General features: G+C 71.7%; 14 protein-coding genes. 6 read left to right on the forward strand and 8 right to left on the reverse strand.

Translation table 11 applies throughout. From position 1 onward, the window contains the following. Positions 1–2: 2 nt before the first annotated feature. Both AB0O36_RS17850 and AB0O36_RS17855 read left to right on the forward strand, forming a co-directional pair. Positions 3–461 carry a phage holin family protein gene (locus AB0O36_RS17850; RefSeq protein WP_365110817.1) on the forward strand — a complete coding sequence of 153 codons (459 nt, stop codon included), beginning with the start codon at positions 3–5 and terminating at the stop codon, positions 459–461. Continuing rightward, positions 458–1,417, forward strand: a complete 960-nt coding sequence (locus tag AB0O36_RS17855; RefSeq protein ID WP_365110820.1) for an alpha/beta hydrolase — start codon at positions 458–460, stop codon at positions 1,415–1,417. The genes AB0O36_RS17850 and AB0O36_RS17855 overlap by 4 nt, the downstream gene beginning before the upstream one ends. Before the next feature lie 407 nt (positions 1,418–1,824). Here the strand turns inward: AB0O36_RS17855 and AB0O36_RS17860 are convergent, their stop codons facing one another. From AB0O36_RS17860 to nth, 3 genes are all read right to left on the reverse strand, one after another. After that, complete coding sequence (locus AB0O36_RS17860) at positions 1,825–3,027, reverse strand: MarP family serine protease (protein WP_365111025.1); 1,203 nt, start codon at positions 3,025–3,027, stop codon at positions 1,825–1,827. Positions 3,028–3,040: 13 nt separating this feature from the next. Next, on the reverse strand, positions 3,041–3,802 hold the full coding sequence (locus tag AB0O36_RS17865; RefSeq protein WP_365110823.1) for a CoA pyrophosphatase: 762 nt from the start codon (positions 3,800–3,802) through the stop codon (positions 3,041–3,043). A 142-nt stretch (positions 3,803–3,944) separates the two neighbouring features. Further along, positions 3,945–4,769: an endonuclease III gene (gene nth / locus AB0O36_RS17870; protein WP_365111028.1), complete on the reverse strand. Its 825-nt coding sequence runs from the start codon at positions 4,767–4,769 to the stop codon at positions 3,945–3,947. A gap of 261 nt (positions 4,770–5,030) precedes the next feature. Between nth and AB0O36_RS17875 the strand changes: the two genes are divergently transcribed. Beyond that, complete coding sequence (locus tag AB0O36_RS17875) at positions 5,031–5,705, forward strand: Crp/Fnr family transcriptional regulator (RefSeq protein ID WP_003981529.1); 675 nt, start codon at positions 5,031–5,033, stop codon at positions 5,703–5,705. A 226-nt stretch (positions 5,706–5,931) separates the two neighbouring features. Here the strand turns inward: AB0O36_RS17875 and AB0O36_RS17880 are convergent, their stop codons facing one another. From AB0O36_RS17880 to AB0O36_RS17895, 4 genes are all read right to left on the reverse strand, one after another. Beyond that, positions 5,932–6,777 (reverse strand): MBL fold metallo-hydrolase, encoded by an 846-nt coding sequence (locus AB0O36_RS17880; RefSeq protein ID WP_365110826.1) that lies wholly within the window; start codon positions 6,775–6,777, stop codon positions 5,932–5,934. Continuing rightward, a complete protein-coding gene (locus AB0O36_RS17885; protein ID WP_365110828.1) occupies positions 6,774–7,679 on the reverse strand; it encodes an NUDIX hydrolase in 906 nt (301 codons plus the stop codon). The genes AB0O36_RS17880 and AB0O36_RS17885 overlap by 4 nt, the downstream gene beginning before the upstream one ends. Before the next feature lie 217 nt (positions 7,680–7,896). Beyond that, on the reverse strand, positions 7,897–8,361 hold the full coding sequence (locus tag AB0O36_RS17890; protein ID WP_365110831.1) for a RidA family protein: 465 nt from the start codon (positions 8,359–8,361) through the stop codon (positions 7,897–7,899). Further along, on the reverse strand, positions 8,358–8,519 hold the full coding sequence (locus AB0O36_RS17895; protein ID WP_007264966.1) for a DUF4177 domain-containing protein: 162 nt from the start codon (positions 8,517–8,519) through the stop codon (positions 8,358–8,360). The genes AB0O36_RS17890 and AB0O36_RS17895 overlap by 4 nt, the downstream gene beginning before the upstream one ends. Before the next feature lie 46 nt (positions 8,520–8,565). Between AB0O36_RS17895 and AB0O36_RS17900 the strand changes: the two genes are divergently transcribed. Together AB0O36_RS17900 and AB0O36_RS17905 are read left to right on the forward strand one after the other, a co-directional pair. Next, the gene (locus AB0O36_RS17900) at positions 8,566–9,555 is read left to right on the forward strand and encodes an ArsA-related P-loop ATPase (protein ID WP_365110834.1); all 990 of its coding nucleotides are present in this window, start codon (positions 8,566–8,568) and stop codon (positions 9,553–9,555) included. Next, a complete protein-coding gene (locus AB0O36_RS17905; RefSeq protein WP_365110837.1) occupies positions 9,552–10,883 on the forward strand; it encodes an ArsA family ATPase in 1,332 nt (443 codons plus the stop codon). Before AB0O36_RS17900 ends, AB0O36_RS17905 begins: the two co-directional genes overlap by 4 nt. A gap of 28 nt (positions 10,884–10,911) precedes the next feature. Here AB0O36_RS17905 and AB0O36_RS17910 read toward each other — a convergent pair whose 3' ends face one another. Next, positions 10,912–11,262: a WhiB family transcriptional regulator gene (locus tag AB0O36_RS17910; protein ID WP_365111031.1), complete on the reverse strand. Its 351-nt coding sequence runs from the start codon at positions 11,260–11,262 to the stop codon at positions 10,912–10,914. A 385-nt stretch (positions 11,263–11,647) separates the two neighbouring features. Between AB0O36_RS17910 and AB0O36_RS17915 the strand changes: the two genes are divergently transcribed. Continuing rightward, positions 11,648–13,978 (forward strand): transglycosylase domain-containing protein, encoded by a 2,331-nt coding sequence (locus AB0O36_RS17915; RefSeq protein WP_365110839.1) that lies wholly within the window; start codon positions 11,648–11,650, stop codon positions 13,976–13,978. The last annotated feature ends 139 nt before the right edge of the window (positions 13,979–14,117 follow it).

The following is a 14,117-nucleotide window of genomic DNA, read 5'->3' on the forward strand; positions in this document are numbered from 1 at the left end:
CGATGAGCGCAACGGACCAAGGGGCGCAGGGAGCCGAACGCACGCTCGGCCAGCTGGTCGCCTCGGCCACGGCCGAGATGTCCGCCCTGGTGCACGACGAGATCGCGCTCGCCAAGGCCGAGCTGCGCGAGGACGCCAAGCGGGTGGGCATCGGTGGCGCGGCCTTCGGCATCGCCGGCACCCTGGCCCTGTTCTCCCTTCCCGTGCTCAGCTTCGCGGCCGCCTACGGCATCCACAACCTGGGACTCGGCCTCGCCTGGTCGTTCCTCATCGTGGGCGTCGCGTTCCTCCTGATCGCCGGCCTGCTCGCGCTGATCGCCGTCGCCAAGTTCAAGAAGGTCAAGCCGCCGGAGAAGACCATCGCCTCGGTCAAGCAGACCGCGGCCGTCATCCAGACGGTCAAGCCGCACCCGCGGCCGGTCAGTGACCAGGCTGTGGGTGTGGCACGCTCGTCGTCATGACAGCGACCGGCCCCGATCCCAGCACCCCGCCCACCGCCGCGTCCGCGGTCCGGATCGGCATCCCCGGAGGCAGGGAGGTGACCCACCGGGACGTGGCCGCCAACGGCGCCAGGTTCCACGTCGCCGAGCTGGGTGACGGGCCGCTGGTCCTGCTGCTGCACGGCTTCCCGCAGTTCTGGTGGACCTGGCGGTACCAGCTGACCGCGCTCGCCGACGCCGGCTACCGCGCGGTGGCCATGGACCTGCGCGGGGTCGGCGGCAGCGACCGCACCCCGCGCGGGTACGACCCGGCGAACCTCGCCCTGGACATCACCGGCGTCGTCCGGTCGCTCGGCGAGCCGGACGCCGCCCTCGTCGGCCACGACCTGGGCGGCTACCTCGCCTGGACGGCGGCCGTGATGCGGCCCAAGCTGGTGCGCCGGCTGGTCGTCTCCTCGATGCCGCACCCGCGCCGCTGGCGCTCGGCGATGCTGTCCGACTTCGGGCAGAGCCGCGCCGGGTCCCACATCTGGGGCTTCCAGCGGCCCTGGATCCCGGAACGGCGCCTCCAGGCGGACGGCGGCGCGCTGGCGGGCGAACTGATCCGCGAGTGGTCCGGGCCGCGGCCGCCCGAGGAGGACGACCTGGAGGTGTACCGCCGGGCCATCTGCATCCCGTCCACGGCGCATTGCTCGATCGAGCCGTACCGGTGGATGGTGCGTTCCCTGGCGCGTCCCGACGGGTTCCAGTTCAACCGGCGGATGAAGCGCCCGGTGCGGGTGCCGACCCTGCACCTGCACGGCTCGCTGGACCCGGTCATGCGGACCCGCAGCGCGGCCGGTTCGGGCGAGTACGTCGAAGCCCCGTACCGCTGGCGGCTGTTCGACGGCCTCGGGCACTTCCCGCACGAGGAGGACCCGACGGCCTTCTCCACCGAGCTCGTCAACTGGCTGAAGGACCCCGAGCCCGACCGCTGACCAGGCGCTGACCGGCCGCTACCCCGCCGGCGGCCCGTCGGTGGCCGGTCGGTTGCCGGTCGGTGGCCGGTCGACGATCGCTCGCACACGCGCCCCACAAGCGTTCACATGCCCGGCGCATAGGCCAATTGGCCGCCCCGAAGGCGGTTACCGACCTTGGCGCACGGGCAGACGTCGAAGTATGGGCTGGACGCACGACTACGGTGACTCCGCACGCGAGACCCGCCCGGCAGCGGCGCCGGGCAGCCACAAGACGGTCGGCCGGAGAGGCCACGACCCCCGTCTTGGGATCCCCCGCATCCTGCGCCGCCGGGCCCGCTGGGTCTCGGCCCGCCTGCGGCACACGCGCACCTAGGGCCCGGGGCGGGCCCGGCGACGCAGCCCCGGAGCGACGCAGCCCCGGATCCTCAGAGGGCGCAGCCCTGGCTGTCGACCCGCTGCCGGGCCGTGGCGCCGAGGTTGATGTCGTCGCGGATCTCGTCCACGGTCAGGGCGTAGCCGGTGTTGCGGTCGTCGAGGGACTTCGCGAAGACCACCCCGTACACCTTGCCGTCGGGCGTGAGCAGCGGCCCTCCGGAATTGCCCTGCCGCACCGTCGCGTAGAGCGAGTACACGTCGCGGCGCACGGTGCCCCGGTGGTAGATGTCCGGGCCGTTGGCGTTGATCCGGCCGCGTACGCGCGCCGCGCGGACGTCGTACGCGCCGTTCTCCGGGAAGCCGGCCACGATGGCATCGCTGCCGCCCGTGGCGTCCTGCTCGGTGAACTCCAGCGGCGGCGCCTTCAGCTTGGGCACGTCCAGCACGGCGATGTCGCGCTCCCAGTCGTAGAGCACCACCTTGCCGTCGTAGAGCCGGCCCTCTCCGCCGACCTGCACGGTCGGTTCGAGCACGCCGCCGACCACGTGCGCGTTGGTCATCACCTTGCCCGGCGCGAAGACGAAGCCGGTGCCTTCGAGGACCTTGCTGCAACTGGGGGCGGTGCCCACCACCTTGACGATGGACTGCTTGGCCTGTTCGGCCACCGCGCTGTTCGCCAGGGCCGGATCGGGCGCCTGCACCTCGGTGATGGGCTCGTTCGAGAACGGGCTGAACACCTGTGGGAAGCCGTTGCGGGCAAGGGTGGAGCTGAAGTTGGAGAACCAGGTGTCGGCCTGGTCGGGAAGCACCCGGGACACCCCGAGCAGCACCTTGGAGGTGCGTACTTCCTTGCCCAGTGTGGGAAGTGACGTACCGGCGAGTGCGGAACCGATCAGCCACGCCACCAGGAGCATGGCCACCACGTTGACCAGCGCGCCGCCGGTCGCGTCGACCACCCGCGCCGGCGACCAGGTGATCTGCCGGCGGAGCCGGTTGCCCAGGTGGGTGGTGAACGCCTGTCCCACCGAGGCACAGATGATGATCACGACCACGGCGGCGATCACCACCGGTGTGGAGACCTGGCTCCCGTTGTCGGTCGCCTTGTCCCAGACCAGAGGGATCAGCGACACGGCGATGAGGCCGCCGCCGAGGAAGCCGATCACCGACAGGATGCCGACGACGAACCCCTGGCGATAGCCCACGATCGCGAACCACACGGCGGCGACCAGCAGCAGGATGTCCAGCACGTTCACGTGGGTCACCGTCTCATGCGCGCCAGTCCAGCGGGACCTCACGTGATCGGTCCCACGGCCTTTCCCAGCCCGCGTAGTGCAGCAGCCGGTCGATCACCCCGGCGGTAAAACCCCAGACCAGAGCGGATTCGACGGCGAAGCCGGGACCCCGGTGGCCGCTCGGATGGACCACTGTGACCCGGTGTGCCGGGTCCGTGAGATCCGCCACGGGCACGGAGAAGACCCGCGCGGTCTCCGCGGGGTCGACCGCGCCGACCGGGCTGGGGGTGTGCCACCAGCCCAGCACGGAGGTCACCACGAACTCGCTGACCGGGATGTAGAGGCTCGGCAGCACCCCGAACAGCTGCACCCCGGCCGGGTCGAGCCCGGTCTCCTCCCGAGCCTCGCGCAGTGCGGCACGGAGCGGGCCCGTGCCGTACGGGTCCCCGTCCTCGGGGTCGAGGGCTCCGCCCGGGAAGGAGGGCTGTCCGGCGTGCGAGCGGAGGCTGCCCGCCCGCTCCATCAGCAGCAGCTCGGGCCGCCCGTCCGCGCCTTCCCCGAACAGGATGAGGACGGCGGACTGGCGGCCCCGGCCGTCGGAGGGCGGCAGGAACCGGCTGAGCTGCTGCGGCCGCACGGTGCGGGCCGCCCTGGCGACGGGCTCCAGCCAGTCCGGCAGCCCGGCCGCGCTGAGCACGATGCCGTCGTCCTCGTACGTCGCTGCGTGCGCGGCCAGGCGCACCTCGTCGGCGGCCACGGTCCGGTCCGTGAGCCCGCTCCGGTCGGCTCCTGTCATACGCACCCCGTTCGTGGTTCTGCGTGCTACCCGTACCCGCAGCAACGCGGGCCGGTGCGTGATTCGTTCCGCCCGGGCCCGGCTCCCGGACGCCCGGGCCTCGTTCCCGGACGCCCGGGCTCCGTTCCGGCAGCCCCGCCCGCTACTGCGACGCGGAGCCGCCCAGGGGCGGGGCCGGCTTGCCCGGATAGTCCGGGGGCGGGCTCAGCCGCTGGCCGGGATAGCCGCCCATCTCGTACTTGAGCAGCTTCTTCGCCTTCTCCGGGTCCGTCTCGCCCTCCCCGTACGCCGGGCAGAGCGGCGCGATCGGGCAGGCTCCGCAGGCCGGCTTGCGGGCGTGGCAGATCCGCCGGCCGTGGAAGATCACCCGGTGCGAGAGCATCGTCCACTCGCTCTTGGGGAAGATCGCGGAGATTTCCGCCTCGACCTTCTCCGGGTCCTCCTGCTCGGTCCACTTCCACCGGCGGACCAGCCGCCCGAAGTGGGTGTCCACGGTGATCCCGGGTTCGCCGAACGCATTGCCGAGGACCACGTGCGCTGTCTTGCGGCCCACGCCCGGCAGCCTGACCAGGTCCTCCAGCCGGCCCGGCACCTCGCCGCCGAAGTCGTCCCGGAGGACGGCGGACAGCCCCATCAGGGACTTCGCCTTCATCCGGAAGAACCCGGTCGGCCGGATGACCTCTTCCAGTTCCTCGGGCACGGCCACCGCCATGTCCTCGGGGGTCGGGTACTTCGCGAAGAGCGCCGGGGTGGTCTGGTTCACCCGGAGATCGGTGGTCTGCGCGGACAGGACCGTGGCGACCAGCAGCTCGAAGGGATTCCGGAAGTCGAGCTCCGGATGGGCGTAGTAGTAGACCTCCCCCAGCTCACGGTTGATGCGCCGGGCGCGCCGGACCATCGCCAGGCGGGATTCCGGTTTGGTCTTTCCCACAGGCTTCTTGGTCGAAGCTTTGCCCTGGGGGCGGATCGGGGCCGCGGTCGCGTCGCGTTCGCCCACAGCTGAATTCCGGGGCGCGGTCACTCCTGCGGACCCCTTGGCCTGTGCTCTCACCGGCTTATTGGACACTCCGCCAGCCTAAGCCCGGGCAGTGACACCCGGCCGGACCTCCGGTAACACCACCCAGCACACCCGTACGTCCGGCATCCTTGTGATTGATCGCACTGTTAGAACCGTCCGGCAAAATGGGGAGCACGGTCCCCTGAGCCGGTCGACATAGGAGAGAGACTCGTGGACGACGTTCTGCGGCGCGCCCCGCTCTTCGCGGCGCTCGATGACGAGCAGGCCGCGGAGCTCCGCGCCTCCATGGGCGAGGTGACCCTCGCACGCGGTGACGCCCTGTTCCACGAGGGCGACCCCGGTGACCGGCTGTACGTCGTCACCGAGGGCAAGGTGAAGCTGCACCGCACCTCCCCCGACGGCCGCGAGAACATGCTGGCGGTGCTCGGCCCCGGCGAGCTCATCGGCGAGCTGTCGCTCTTCGACCCGGGCCCGCGCACGGCGACCGCCACCGCGCTGACCGAGGTCAAGCTGCTCGGCCTGGGCCACGGCGACCTCCAGCCCTGGCTGAACGCCCGCCCCGAGGTGGCCACGGCCCTGCTGCGCGCCGTCGCCCGCCGCCTCCGCAAGACCAACGACCAGATGTCCGACCTGGTCTTCTCCGACGTCCCGGGCCGTGTGGCCCGTGCCCTCCTGGACCTGTCGCGCCGCTTCGGCGTGCAGTCCGAGGAAGGCATCCACGTCGTGCACGACCTCACCCAGGAGGAGCTGGCGCAGCTCGTCGGCGCCTCCCGCGAGACCGTGAACAAGGCGCTGGCCGACTTCGCGGGCCGCGGCTGGCTCCGCCTGGAGGCGCGCGCCGTGATCCTGCTGGACGTGGAGCGGCTGGCGAAGCGGTCGCGCTGACGCGTTGCCGTACGTCGTGTGAGGGGGTCCCGCCCGGGATGGGCGGGACCCCCTCTGCGTCTCGCGCGCGGGTCCGACCCCGTTGTGCGGGGTCGGGGTCAAGGCACACGCTGCGCGACCGGCGCCCGCCGGTGTGCCGTGTGCCCACCCGTGCCGCCCTGCGGCACGCCTGCCCACACGGCGGCGTACACGGCCGCCGGCCCCACACGGCCTCGTGAGCCGCGCGTTACTCCGGGCCGCCCGGGATCAGCCCGTGCTCGCGCAGGTACTCCAGCTGGGCCCGTACGGACCACTCCGCGGCCGGCCACAGGGACCGGTCCACATCCGCGTAGACGTGCGCGACGACCGCCTCGGGGGTGGCGAAACCGTTCTCCACGGCCGTCTCCACCTGGGCCAGCCGGTGCGCCCGGTGCGCGAGGTAGAACTCCACCGCGCCCTGCGCGTCGTCCAGCACCGGGCCGTGGCCGGGCAGCACCGTGTGCACCCCGTCGTCGACCGTGAGGGACCGCAGCCGGCGCAGGGAGTCCAGGTAGTCGCCGAGACGGCCGTCGGGATGTGCGACCACCGTGGTGCCGCGGCCGAGGATGGTGTCGCCGGTGAGCACCGCCCGGTCGGCGGGCAGGTGGAAGCAGAGCGAGTCCGAGGTGTGGCCGGGGGTGGGGACCACCCGCAGTTCCAGCCCGCCCACCCGGACGGTCTGCCCGGCCGCCAGGCCCTCGTCGCCCAGCCGCAGGGCCGGGTCGAGGGCCCGCACCTTGGTCCCGGTGAGCTCGGCGAACCGGCCGGCCCCCTCGGCGTGGTCGGGGTGGCCGTGGGTGAGCAGGGTGAGGGCGATCCGCTTGCCGGCCCGCTCCGCGGTGTCGATGACGGCGCGCAGGTGGGCCTCGTCCAGCGGGCCCGGGTCGATGACCACGGCGAGCTCGGAGCCGGGCTCGGAGACCAGCCAGGTGTTGGTGCCGTCCAGCGTCATCGCGGACGGGTTCGGGGCCAGGACGTTGACCGCGCGGGCGGTGGCCGGCCCGGAGGCGACCACTCCGCGGGGCTGTCCGGGCAGAGCGCCTGCGTTCGTCACGGTGTGCCTCCCGCGGGTCCCACGCGCTTGGTGAACTCCTCGTGGCCGGGCCAGCTGAGCACCACCCCGCCGTCCTCCCCGAGGGTGGCGCGGGCCAGGACCGGCGTGAGGTCCTGGCCCGCGGCCCCGGCGACGGCCGCCGCCGCGGTGCCGTACGGCTCCAGGGAGCGCAGGGTCGCGATGGTGGGCGGCATCATCAGCAGCTCGCCCTTGTCGTAGCCGGCGGCCGCGTCGGCCGGGCGGGTCCACACCGTGCGGTCGGCCTCGGTGGAGGCGTTGCGGGTGCGCTGGCCCTCGGGCAGGGCGGCCACGAAGAACCAGGTGTCGTAGCGGCGCGGCTCGAACTCCGGGGTGATCCAGCGGGCCCAGGCGCCCAGCAGGTCGGAGCGCAGGACGAGGCCGCGGCGTTCGAGGAACTCGGCGAAGGAGAGCTCCCGGGCGACCAGGGCCAGGCGGTCGGCCTCCCAGTCGTCGCCGGTGAGGTCGGGGATGAGGGTGCCGTCGGCCGGACCGGCCAGCAGGACGCCGGCCTCCTCGAAGGTCTCGCGGACCGCCCCGCAGACGATCGCCTGGGCGGTGCGGGGGTCGGTGCCGAGCCGGTCCGCCCATTCCTCCAGGGAGGGGCCGGCCCAGCCGATGCGGTGGTCCTCGTCGCGCGGGTCCACGCCGCCACCCGGATAGGCGTACGCGCCTCCGGCGAAGGCCATGGTGGTGCGCCGGCGCAGCATGTGGACGGCGGGGCCCTCGGCCGTGTCGCGGAGCAGCATCACCGTGGCGGCACGCTTGGGCGGGACCGGGGTGAGGGTGCCGTCGGCCAGGGCCCGGATCCGGTCGGGCCATTCCGGCGGGTACCACTGACCTCCGGCGGGGGTGGCGGCGGGGGCGTGCTCACGCTTCGACATGGCCGGATGCTACGACCATCCGGGCCGATGTTCGAGACCTCACCGCGGCGGGGCCTCACGGCGGCCGGACCTCACGGCAGCCGGACTCACCTCGGCCGGACTCGCCGCGCCCGAAGCCCACCGCAGCCGGACTCGCCGCGCCCGGACCTCACCGGCGCCGGACCTCACCGCGGCGGGGACGGCACCCCGCCCCGCCGCGGGCCCGGTGCGGGGCGGGTCAGTCGGCGATCTCGACCTGGAACTCGACCTCGACCGGCGCGTCCAGCGGGAGGACCGCCACGCCGACGGCGCTGCGGGCGTGCACGCCCTTCTCGCCGAACACCTCGCCCAGCAGCTCGCTGGTGCCGTTCAGCACGCCCGGCTGGCCGGTGAAGTCGGGGGCCGAGGCGACGAAGCCGACGACCTTCACGATCCGCACGACCTTGTCCAGGTCACCGATGACCGACTTGACCGCGGCCAGCGCGTTGAGCGCGCAGACGGCCGCCAGTTCCTTGGCCTGCTCGGCGGAGACCTCGGCGCCGACCTTGCCGGTCAGCGGGAGGGAACCCTTGACCATCGGCAGCTGGCCGGCGGTGTACACGTAGCGGCCCGAGCGCACCGCCGGCTGGTACGCGGCCAGCGGCGGGACGACCTCGGGCAGCTTCAGGCCGAGCTCGGCGAGCCTCGCCTCGACGGCGCTCATGCCTTCTCCCGCTTGAGGTAGGCCACGAGCTGCTCGGGGTTGTTCGGCCCGGGCACGACCTGGACGAGCTCCCAGCCGTCCTCGCCCCAGGTGTCCAGGATCTGCTTGGTGGCGTGCACGAGCAGCGGAACCGTCGCGTATTCGAACTTCTTGGTCATGGGCCCGAGCGTAGTGCCTGTGCGGGAGTGGTTACGCTCGTTGATTGTGAGCAGGCTCCAGGTGGTCAGCGGCAAGGGCGGAACCGGGAAGACCACGGTCGCCGCGGCACTCGCACTGGCCCTCGCGCGCGAGGGCAGGCGGACGCTTCTGGTGGAGGTGGAGGGCAGGCAGGGGATCGCGCAGCTCTTCGGGAGCGAGGCGCTCCCGTACGAGGAGCGGAAGGTCGCGGTGGCCCCGGGCGGCGGGGAGGTCTTCGCGCTCGCCATCGACGCGGAGCGGGCGCTCCTGGACTACCTGCAGATGTTCTACAAGCTGGGGTCCGCCGGGCGGGCGCTGAAGAAGCTGGGCGCGATCGACTTCGCGACCACCATCGCGCCGGGCCTGCGGGACGTGCTCCTGACCGGCAAGGCGTGCGAGGCGGTGCGGCGCAAGGACAAGACGGGCCGCTTCGTCTACGACCACGTGGTGATGGACGCTCCGCCGACCGGGCGGATCACGCGGTTCCTCAACGTCAACGACGAGGTGGCGGGGCTGGCCCGGTTCGGGCCGATCCACAATCAGGCACAGGCGGTGATGGGGGTCCTCAAGTCCCCGGAGACCGCCGTCCACCTGGTGACGCTGCTGGAGGAGATGCCGGTGCAGGAGACCGCGGACGGCATCGAGGAGCTGCGTGCCGCCGGGCTTCCGGTGGGCCGCGTGATCGTCAACATGGTGCGGCCGCACCACGTGGACGAGGAGGCCCTGCGGGCGGCGTCCGGGGAGCGCCGGGCCGCGGTGGCCAAGGCGCTGTCGCGGGCCGGGCTCGGCGGGTCCCGCCGCGGCGGGCCGGCCGAGCTGCTGGTGGGGCCGCTGCTGGAGCAGGCCGCGGAGCACGCCGAGCGGGTGGCGCTGGAGCGCGGGCAGCGCGCCGTACTGGCCGGGTTCGACGTGCCGTCGTACGAACTGCCGCTGCTCGGTACGGGGATGGACCTGGCGGGTCTCTACGAGCTGGCGACCGAGCTGCACAAGCAGGTGGGGGAGGACGAGGACGAGTGAGCGAGGTCGCGACGGCCGGGGTGGGGGCCCCGGTGGCCCTGGCGGTGGACGCGCTGCTGGACGATCCGGAGACCCGGATCGTGGTGTGCTGCGGCGCGGGCGGGGTCGGCAAGACGACCACGGCGGCGGCGCTGGGCCTGCGGGCGGCCGAACGGGGACGCCGGGTGGTCGTGCTGACGATCGATCCGGCACGGCGGCTGGCCCAGTCGATGGGGATCGACTCGCTGGACAACACCCCCCGGCGGGTGGAGGGGGTGCCCGGAGCCGGCGAACTGCACGCCATGATGCTCGACATGAAGCGGACCTTCGACGAGATCGTCGAGGCGCACGCGGACGGCGAGCGGGCCCGGGCGATCCTGGACAACCCCTTCTACAAGTCCCTGTCCGCCGGGTTCGCCGGCACGCAGGAGTACATGGCGATGGAGAAGCTCGGGCAGCTGCGTGCCCGGGACGACTGGGACCTGATCATCGTCGACACCCCGCCGAGCCGCTCCGCGCTGGACTTCCTGGACGCGCCGAAGCGGCTGGGGTCCTTCCTGGACGGGAAGTTCATCCGGGTGCTGATGGCGCCGGCGAAGGTGGGCGGCCGGGCCGGGCTGAAGTTCCTCAACGTCGGCATGTCGCTGATGACCGGGACGCTGAGCAAGCTGATGGGCGCCTCGCTGCTGAAGGACGTACAGACCTTCGTGGCCGCGATGGACACGATGTTCGGCGGGTTCCGCACCCGCGCGGACGCGACGTACCGGCTGCTGCAGGCGCCGGGGACGGCCTTCCTGGTGGTCGCGGCGCCCGAGCCGGACGCGCTCCGGGAGGCCGCGTACTTCGTGGAGCGGCTGGCCGAGGAACGGATGCCGCTGGCCGGGCTGGTGCTGAACCGGGTGCACGGCAGTGGTGCGGCGCAGCTGTCCGCGGAGCGGGCGCTGGCCGCCGCGGAGAATCTTGAAGAAGGCTGCATTGTCGATCAGGAGGCCGGGAAAGCTGGTCTCCGTGACTCCGGCGCGGACACTCCCCCGGCCGCGGACGGGATCACCGTCGACGGAACGACGGCCGACAGGACCACGGCCGACGGGACCACGGCCGATGAGATGACGACCGATGAGATGACGGCTGACGAGATCACGGCCGGACTGCTGCGTCTGCATGCCGAGCGGATGCAGGTGATCGCGCGCGAGCAGCGCACGCGTGACCGCTTCGCCTCACTGCACCCCGAGGTGGCGGTGGCCGAAGTGGCCGCCCTGCCCGGCGATGTGCACGACCTCGCCGGGCTTCGGGCCATCGGTGATCGGCTCGCGGCCGCCGGTTCCCGGCCGGCCGGAGATGTGGTGTAGCGCGGGACGTTGCGACGCGGGCGGGTGGTTACCCGGCCGCGGCGTAGGTCTCGTACGCGACGTCGACGTCCGTGCCGACATCCACGGTGAGGATGCCGGTGCTGCGCTCGTACTCCGTGCGGGCCGTTTCGAGCAGCCGTCGCCACGAGGTGACGGTGGGACGCCTGCGCAGCAGCGCACGACGTTCCCGCTCGGTCATTCCGCCCCACACGCCGAACTCGACACGATTGTCGAGCGCGTCGGCCAGGCACTCCGTACGCACCGGACACCCGGTGCACACCGCCTTGGCCCTGTTCTGTGCCGCTCCTTGAACGAACAGTTCATCCGGATCGGTAGTGCGGCAGGCTGCCTGCGCACTCCAGTCGGTAACCCAGCCCATGCCGGCGCCGTCCTCTCCCGAATCGAGGCTCCCCCACGGCGGCAGCGGCATATTCACCGCTGCCAGTTGAGGACGTTACGGAAGGCAGGCACAGTGCAACACCCCCGACGGGCCCAATCTTGAATGGTCCGAACGGACTATGGGTAAGCGGCAGATCACCCGACGGAGTGATGGAGCGACATGCCCGGCCAATCCGGCAATTCGGGTGTAATCGGTGGAGGTCCAACCGAGGGAAGCGAAAGATTCGGACATGAGTCCACCCCATTCGGGAAGGGTGAAAATCAAGCCGAGGGGTTGATGTCGCCCGACACTGCTGTGACAGTTGAGAGCAGCTTAGGCCAAGGCATTCGTGTGTGTCCGGCGAATGAGAACGTAGGCTGCTTCCATGGCAAAGAAGCGCTCGGGCGGAGGGCTCTCGGGGAGTCAGCAGGCCGCCAAGTTCCTCGGTGTGTCCGTTCTCTCGGGAGTCGTCCTCGCCGGCATCGCAATCCCCGGAGCCGGCGCCCTGGGTCTGGCCGCCAAGGGCACGGTCGAGGGGTTCGACGAGATCCCGGCCAATCTCAAGACACCGCCGTTGAGCCAGCGCACCACCATCCTGGACGCCGAGGGTGGCACGATCGCGACGGTCTACTCGCGCGACCGGACGGTGGTCCCGATCACGGCCATCTCCCCGTACATGCAGAAGGCGATCGTCTCGATCGAGGACTCGCGCTTCTACGAGCACGGCGCGATCGACCTCAAGGGCATCCTGCGCGCGGTCAACCGCAACGCCCAGGAGGGCGGCGCCGCACAGGGCGCGTCCACCCTGACCCAGCAGTACGTGAAGAACGTGTTCGTCGAAGAGGCCGGCGACGACTCCACCAAGGTGCGCGAGGCACAGGAGAAGAGCCTCGGCCGCAAGATCCGCGAGCTGAAGTACTCGATCCAGGTCGAGGAGGAGCTCGGCAAGAAGAAGATCCTGGAGAACTACCTCAACATCACCTACTTCGGCCAGCAGGCCTACGGCATCGAGTCCGCGGCCCACCGCTACTTCAGCAAGTCCGCCAAGGACCTGACCCTGGAGGAGTCGGCACTGCTGGCCGGACTGGTCCAGTCGCCGAGCCGGTACGACCCGGTGAACGACTCCACCGAGGCGATGCAGCGGCGGAACATCGTCCTCCAGCGGATGGCCGACACCAAGGCCGTCTCGCAGGCCGAGGCGGACGCCGCGAAGACCAAGCCGGTCAAGCTGAAGGTGACCCGGCCGAAGAACGGCTGCATCACCGCGTCGAAGGGCGCGGGCTTCTTCTGCGACTACGTGAAGAACACCTTCCTGTCCGACCCGGTGTTCGGGGCGACCCGGGAGGACCGCGCCAAGGTCTGGAACCAGGGCGGCCTGACGATCCGTACGACGCTGGACCCGCAGGCACAGGAGTCGGTCAACGAGTCGATCAAGGACCACGTCGACCAGACCGACAAGGTCGCGACGGCGGTCACCCTGGTCGAGCCGGGCACCGGCAAGGTCATGGCCATGGGCCAGTCCAAGCCGTACGGCTTCGACAAGAACGAAACCACGATCAACTTCTCCGTGGACAAGCGGATGGGCGGCTCGAACTTCGGCTTCCCGACCGGTTCGACCTTCAAGCCGTTCGTGGCGGCGGCCGCGATCGAGCAGGGCATCCCGGCCACCAAGATGTACAACTCGCCGTACGAGATGCCGTACCCGAGCCCGGTCGAGACCTGCGGCGACAAGCCGTGGGTGAACGTCAGGGACCGTGACAAGGTGGCGAACGAGAAGCGGTCCGAGGTCGGCCCGTACTCCCTCCGGGACGCCATGGCGATGTCGGTCAACACCTACTTCGTCGAGATGATCAGCGAGATGGGCCTGTGCCCGCTCGCCGAGATGACCACCAAGCTCCACGTCATCCCGGCCGACGGCACCAAGCTCAAGCAGGTGCCCGCGATCTCGCTGGGCACCGAGGGCATGTCCCCGCTGACCATGGCCAACGCCTACGCGACCTTCGCCAACCGGGGCACGTACTGCTCGCCCGTCGCCATCCAGTCGATCACCGACGCGCACGGCAAGGCGCTCTCGGTGCCCAAGTCGAAGTGCGAGCGGGTGATGTCGGAGAACACCGCCGACACCATCAACACGCTGCTGCTCGGCGTGGTCGACTCGGGTACCGGCCGCCAGTCGGGCCTCAGCGACCGTGAGAGCGCGGGCAAGACCGGTACCACGGACGAGCGCTACAACGCCTGGTTCGTCGGGTACACGCCGAACATGGCCGGGGCGACCTGGGTCGGCTCGGGCGGCTCCAAGCAGGTCTCGATGGAGAACATCACCATCGGCGGCGAGTTCTACCCGGAGGTCTACGGCGGCGGTCTGCCCGGCCCGATCTGGAAGCAGGCGGTGTCCGGCGCGCTGTCCGGGCGTCCGATCGAGAGGTTCACCCAGGTGAGCGTGCCGGAGTCCAACCCTCCGGCTCCGGGCGGCCGCGGCCGGCCGGAGCGCCCCGGCAAGCCCGGCGGCGACAACAAGCCCGGTGACGGGCGGCCCGGCGGGCGGCCCGGCGGTGGCACCAACGGCGCCGGCGGCGTGATCGGCGGCGGCGCCGGCGACCCGGCCGCCGGGGGCACCGGCGGCGGCCCGACGAACCCGTTCCCGGGGATCACCCTGGACCCGGGCATCATCGGCGGAGGCGGCACGAACGGCAACGGCAACGGCGGCCGCCGCTAGCCACCGGCCACCGCGGTACAGAACAGCAGATGGGGAGAGGGGCGGGCGGCCGGGGGGGCGGGGGCGCCCCTCCCCCGCTGTAGTGTTATATTTGCGGGGGAGGCGTGGTGCTGCGTTAGCACCGCCGCGGCCCCCCCGC

The organism is Streptomyces sp. NPDC089799 (assembly GCF_040684755.1).
In the GTDB taxonomy this organism is placed as follows: Bacteria; Actinomycetota; Actinomycetes; order Streptomycetales; family Streptomycetaceae; genus Streptomyces.

Coding starts and splice junctions, on each gene's coding strand:
- AB0O36_RS17850 (WP_365110817.1), top strand. CDS start 3: ATGAGCGCAACGGACCAAGGGGCGCAGGGAGCCGAACGCACGCTCGGC.
- AB0O36_RS17855 (WP_365110820.1), top strand. CDS start 458: ATGACAGCGACCGGCCCCGATCCCAGCACCCCGCCCACCGCCGCGTCC.
- AB0O36_RS17865 (WP_365110823.1), bottom strand. CDS start 3,802: ATGACAGGAGCCGACCGGAGCGGGCTCACGGACCGGACCGTGGCCGCC.
- AB0O36_RS17885 (WP_365110828.1), bottom strand. CDS start 7,679: ATGTCGAAGCGTGAGCACGCCCCCGCCGCCACCCCCGCCGGAGGTCAG.
- AB0O36_RS17890 (WP_365110831.1), bottom strand. CDS start 8,361: ATGAGCGCCGTCGAGGCGAGGCTCGCCGAGCTCGGCCTGAAGCTGCCC.
- AB0O36_RS17895 (WP_007264966.1), bottom strand. CDS start 8,519: ATGACCAAGAAGTTCGAATACGCGACGGTTCCGCTGCTCGTGCACGCC.
- AB0O36_RS17910 (WP_365111031.1), bottom strand. CDS start 11,262: ATGGGCTGGGTTACCGACTGGAGTGCGCAGGCAGCCTGCCGCACTACC.
- AB0O36_RS17915 (WP_365110839.1), top strand. CDS start 11,648: ATGGCAAAGAAGCGCTCGGGCGGAGGGCTCTCGGGGAGTCAGCAGGCC.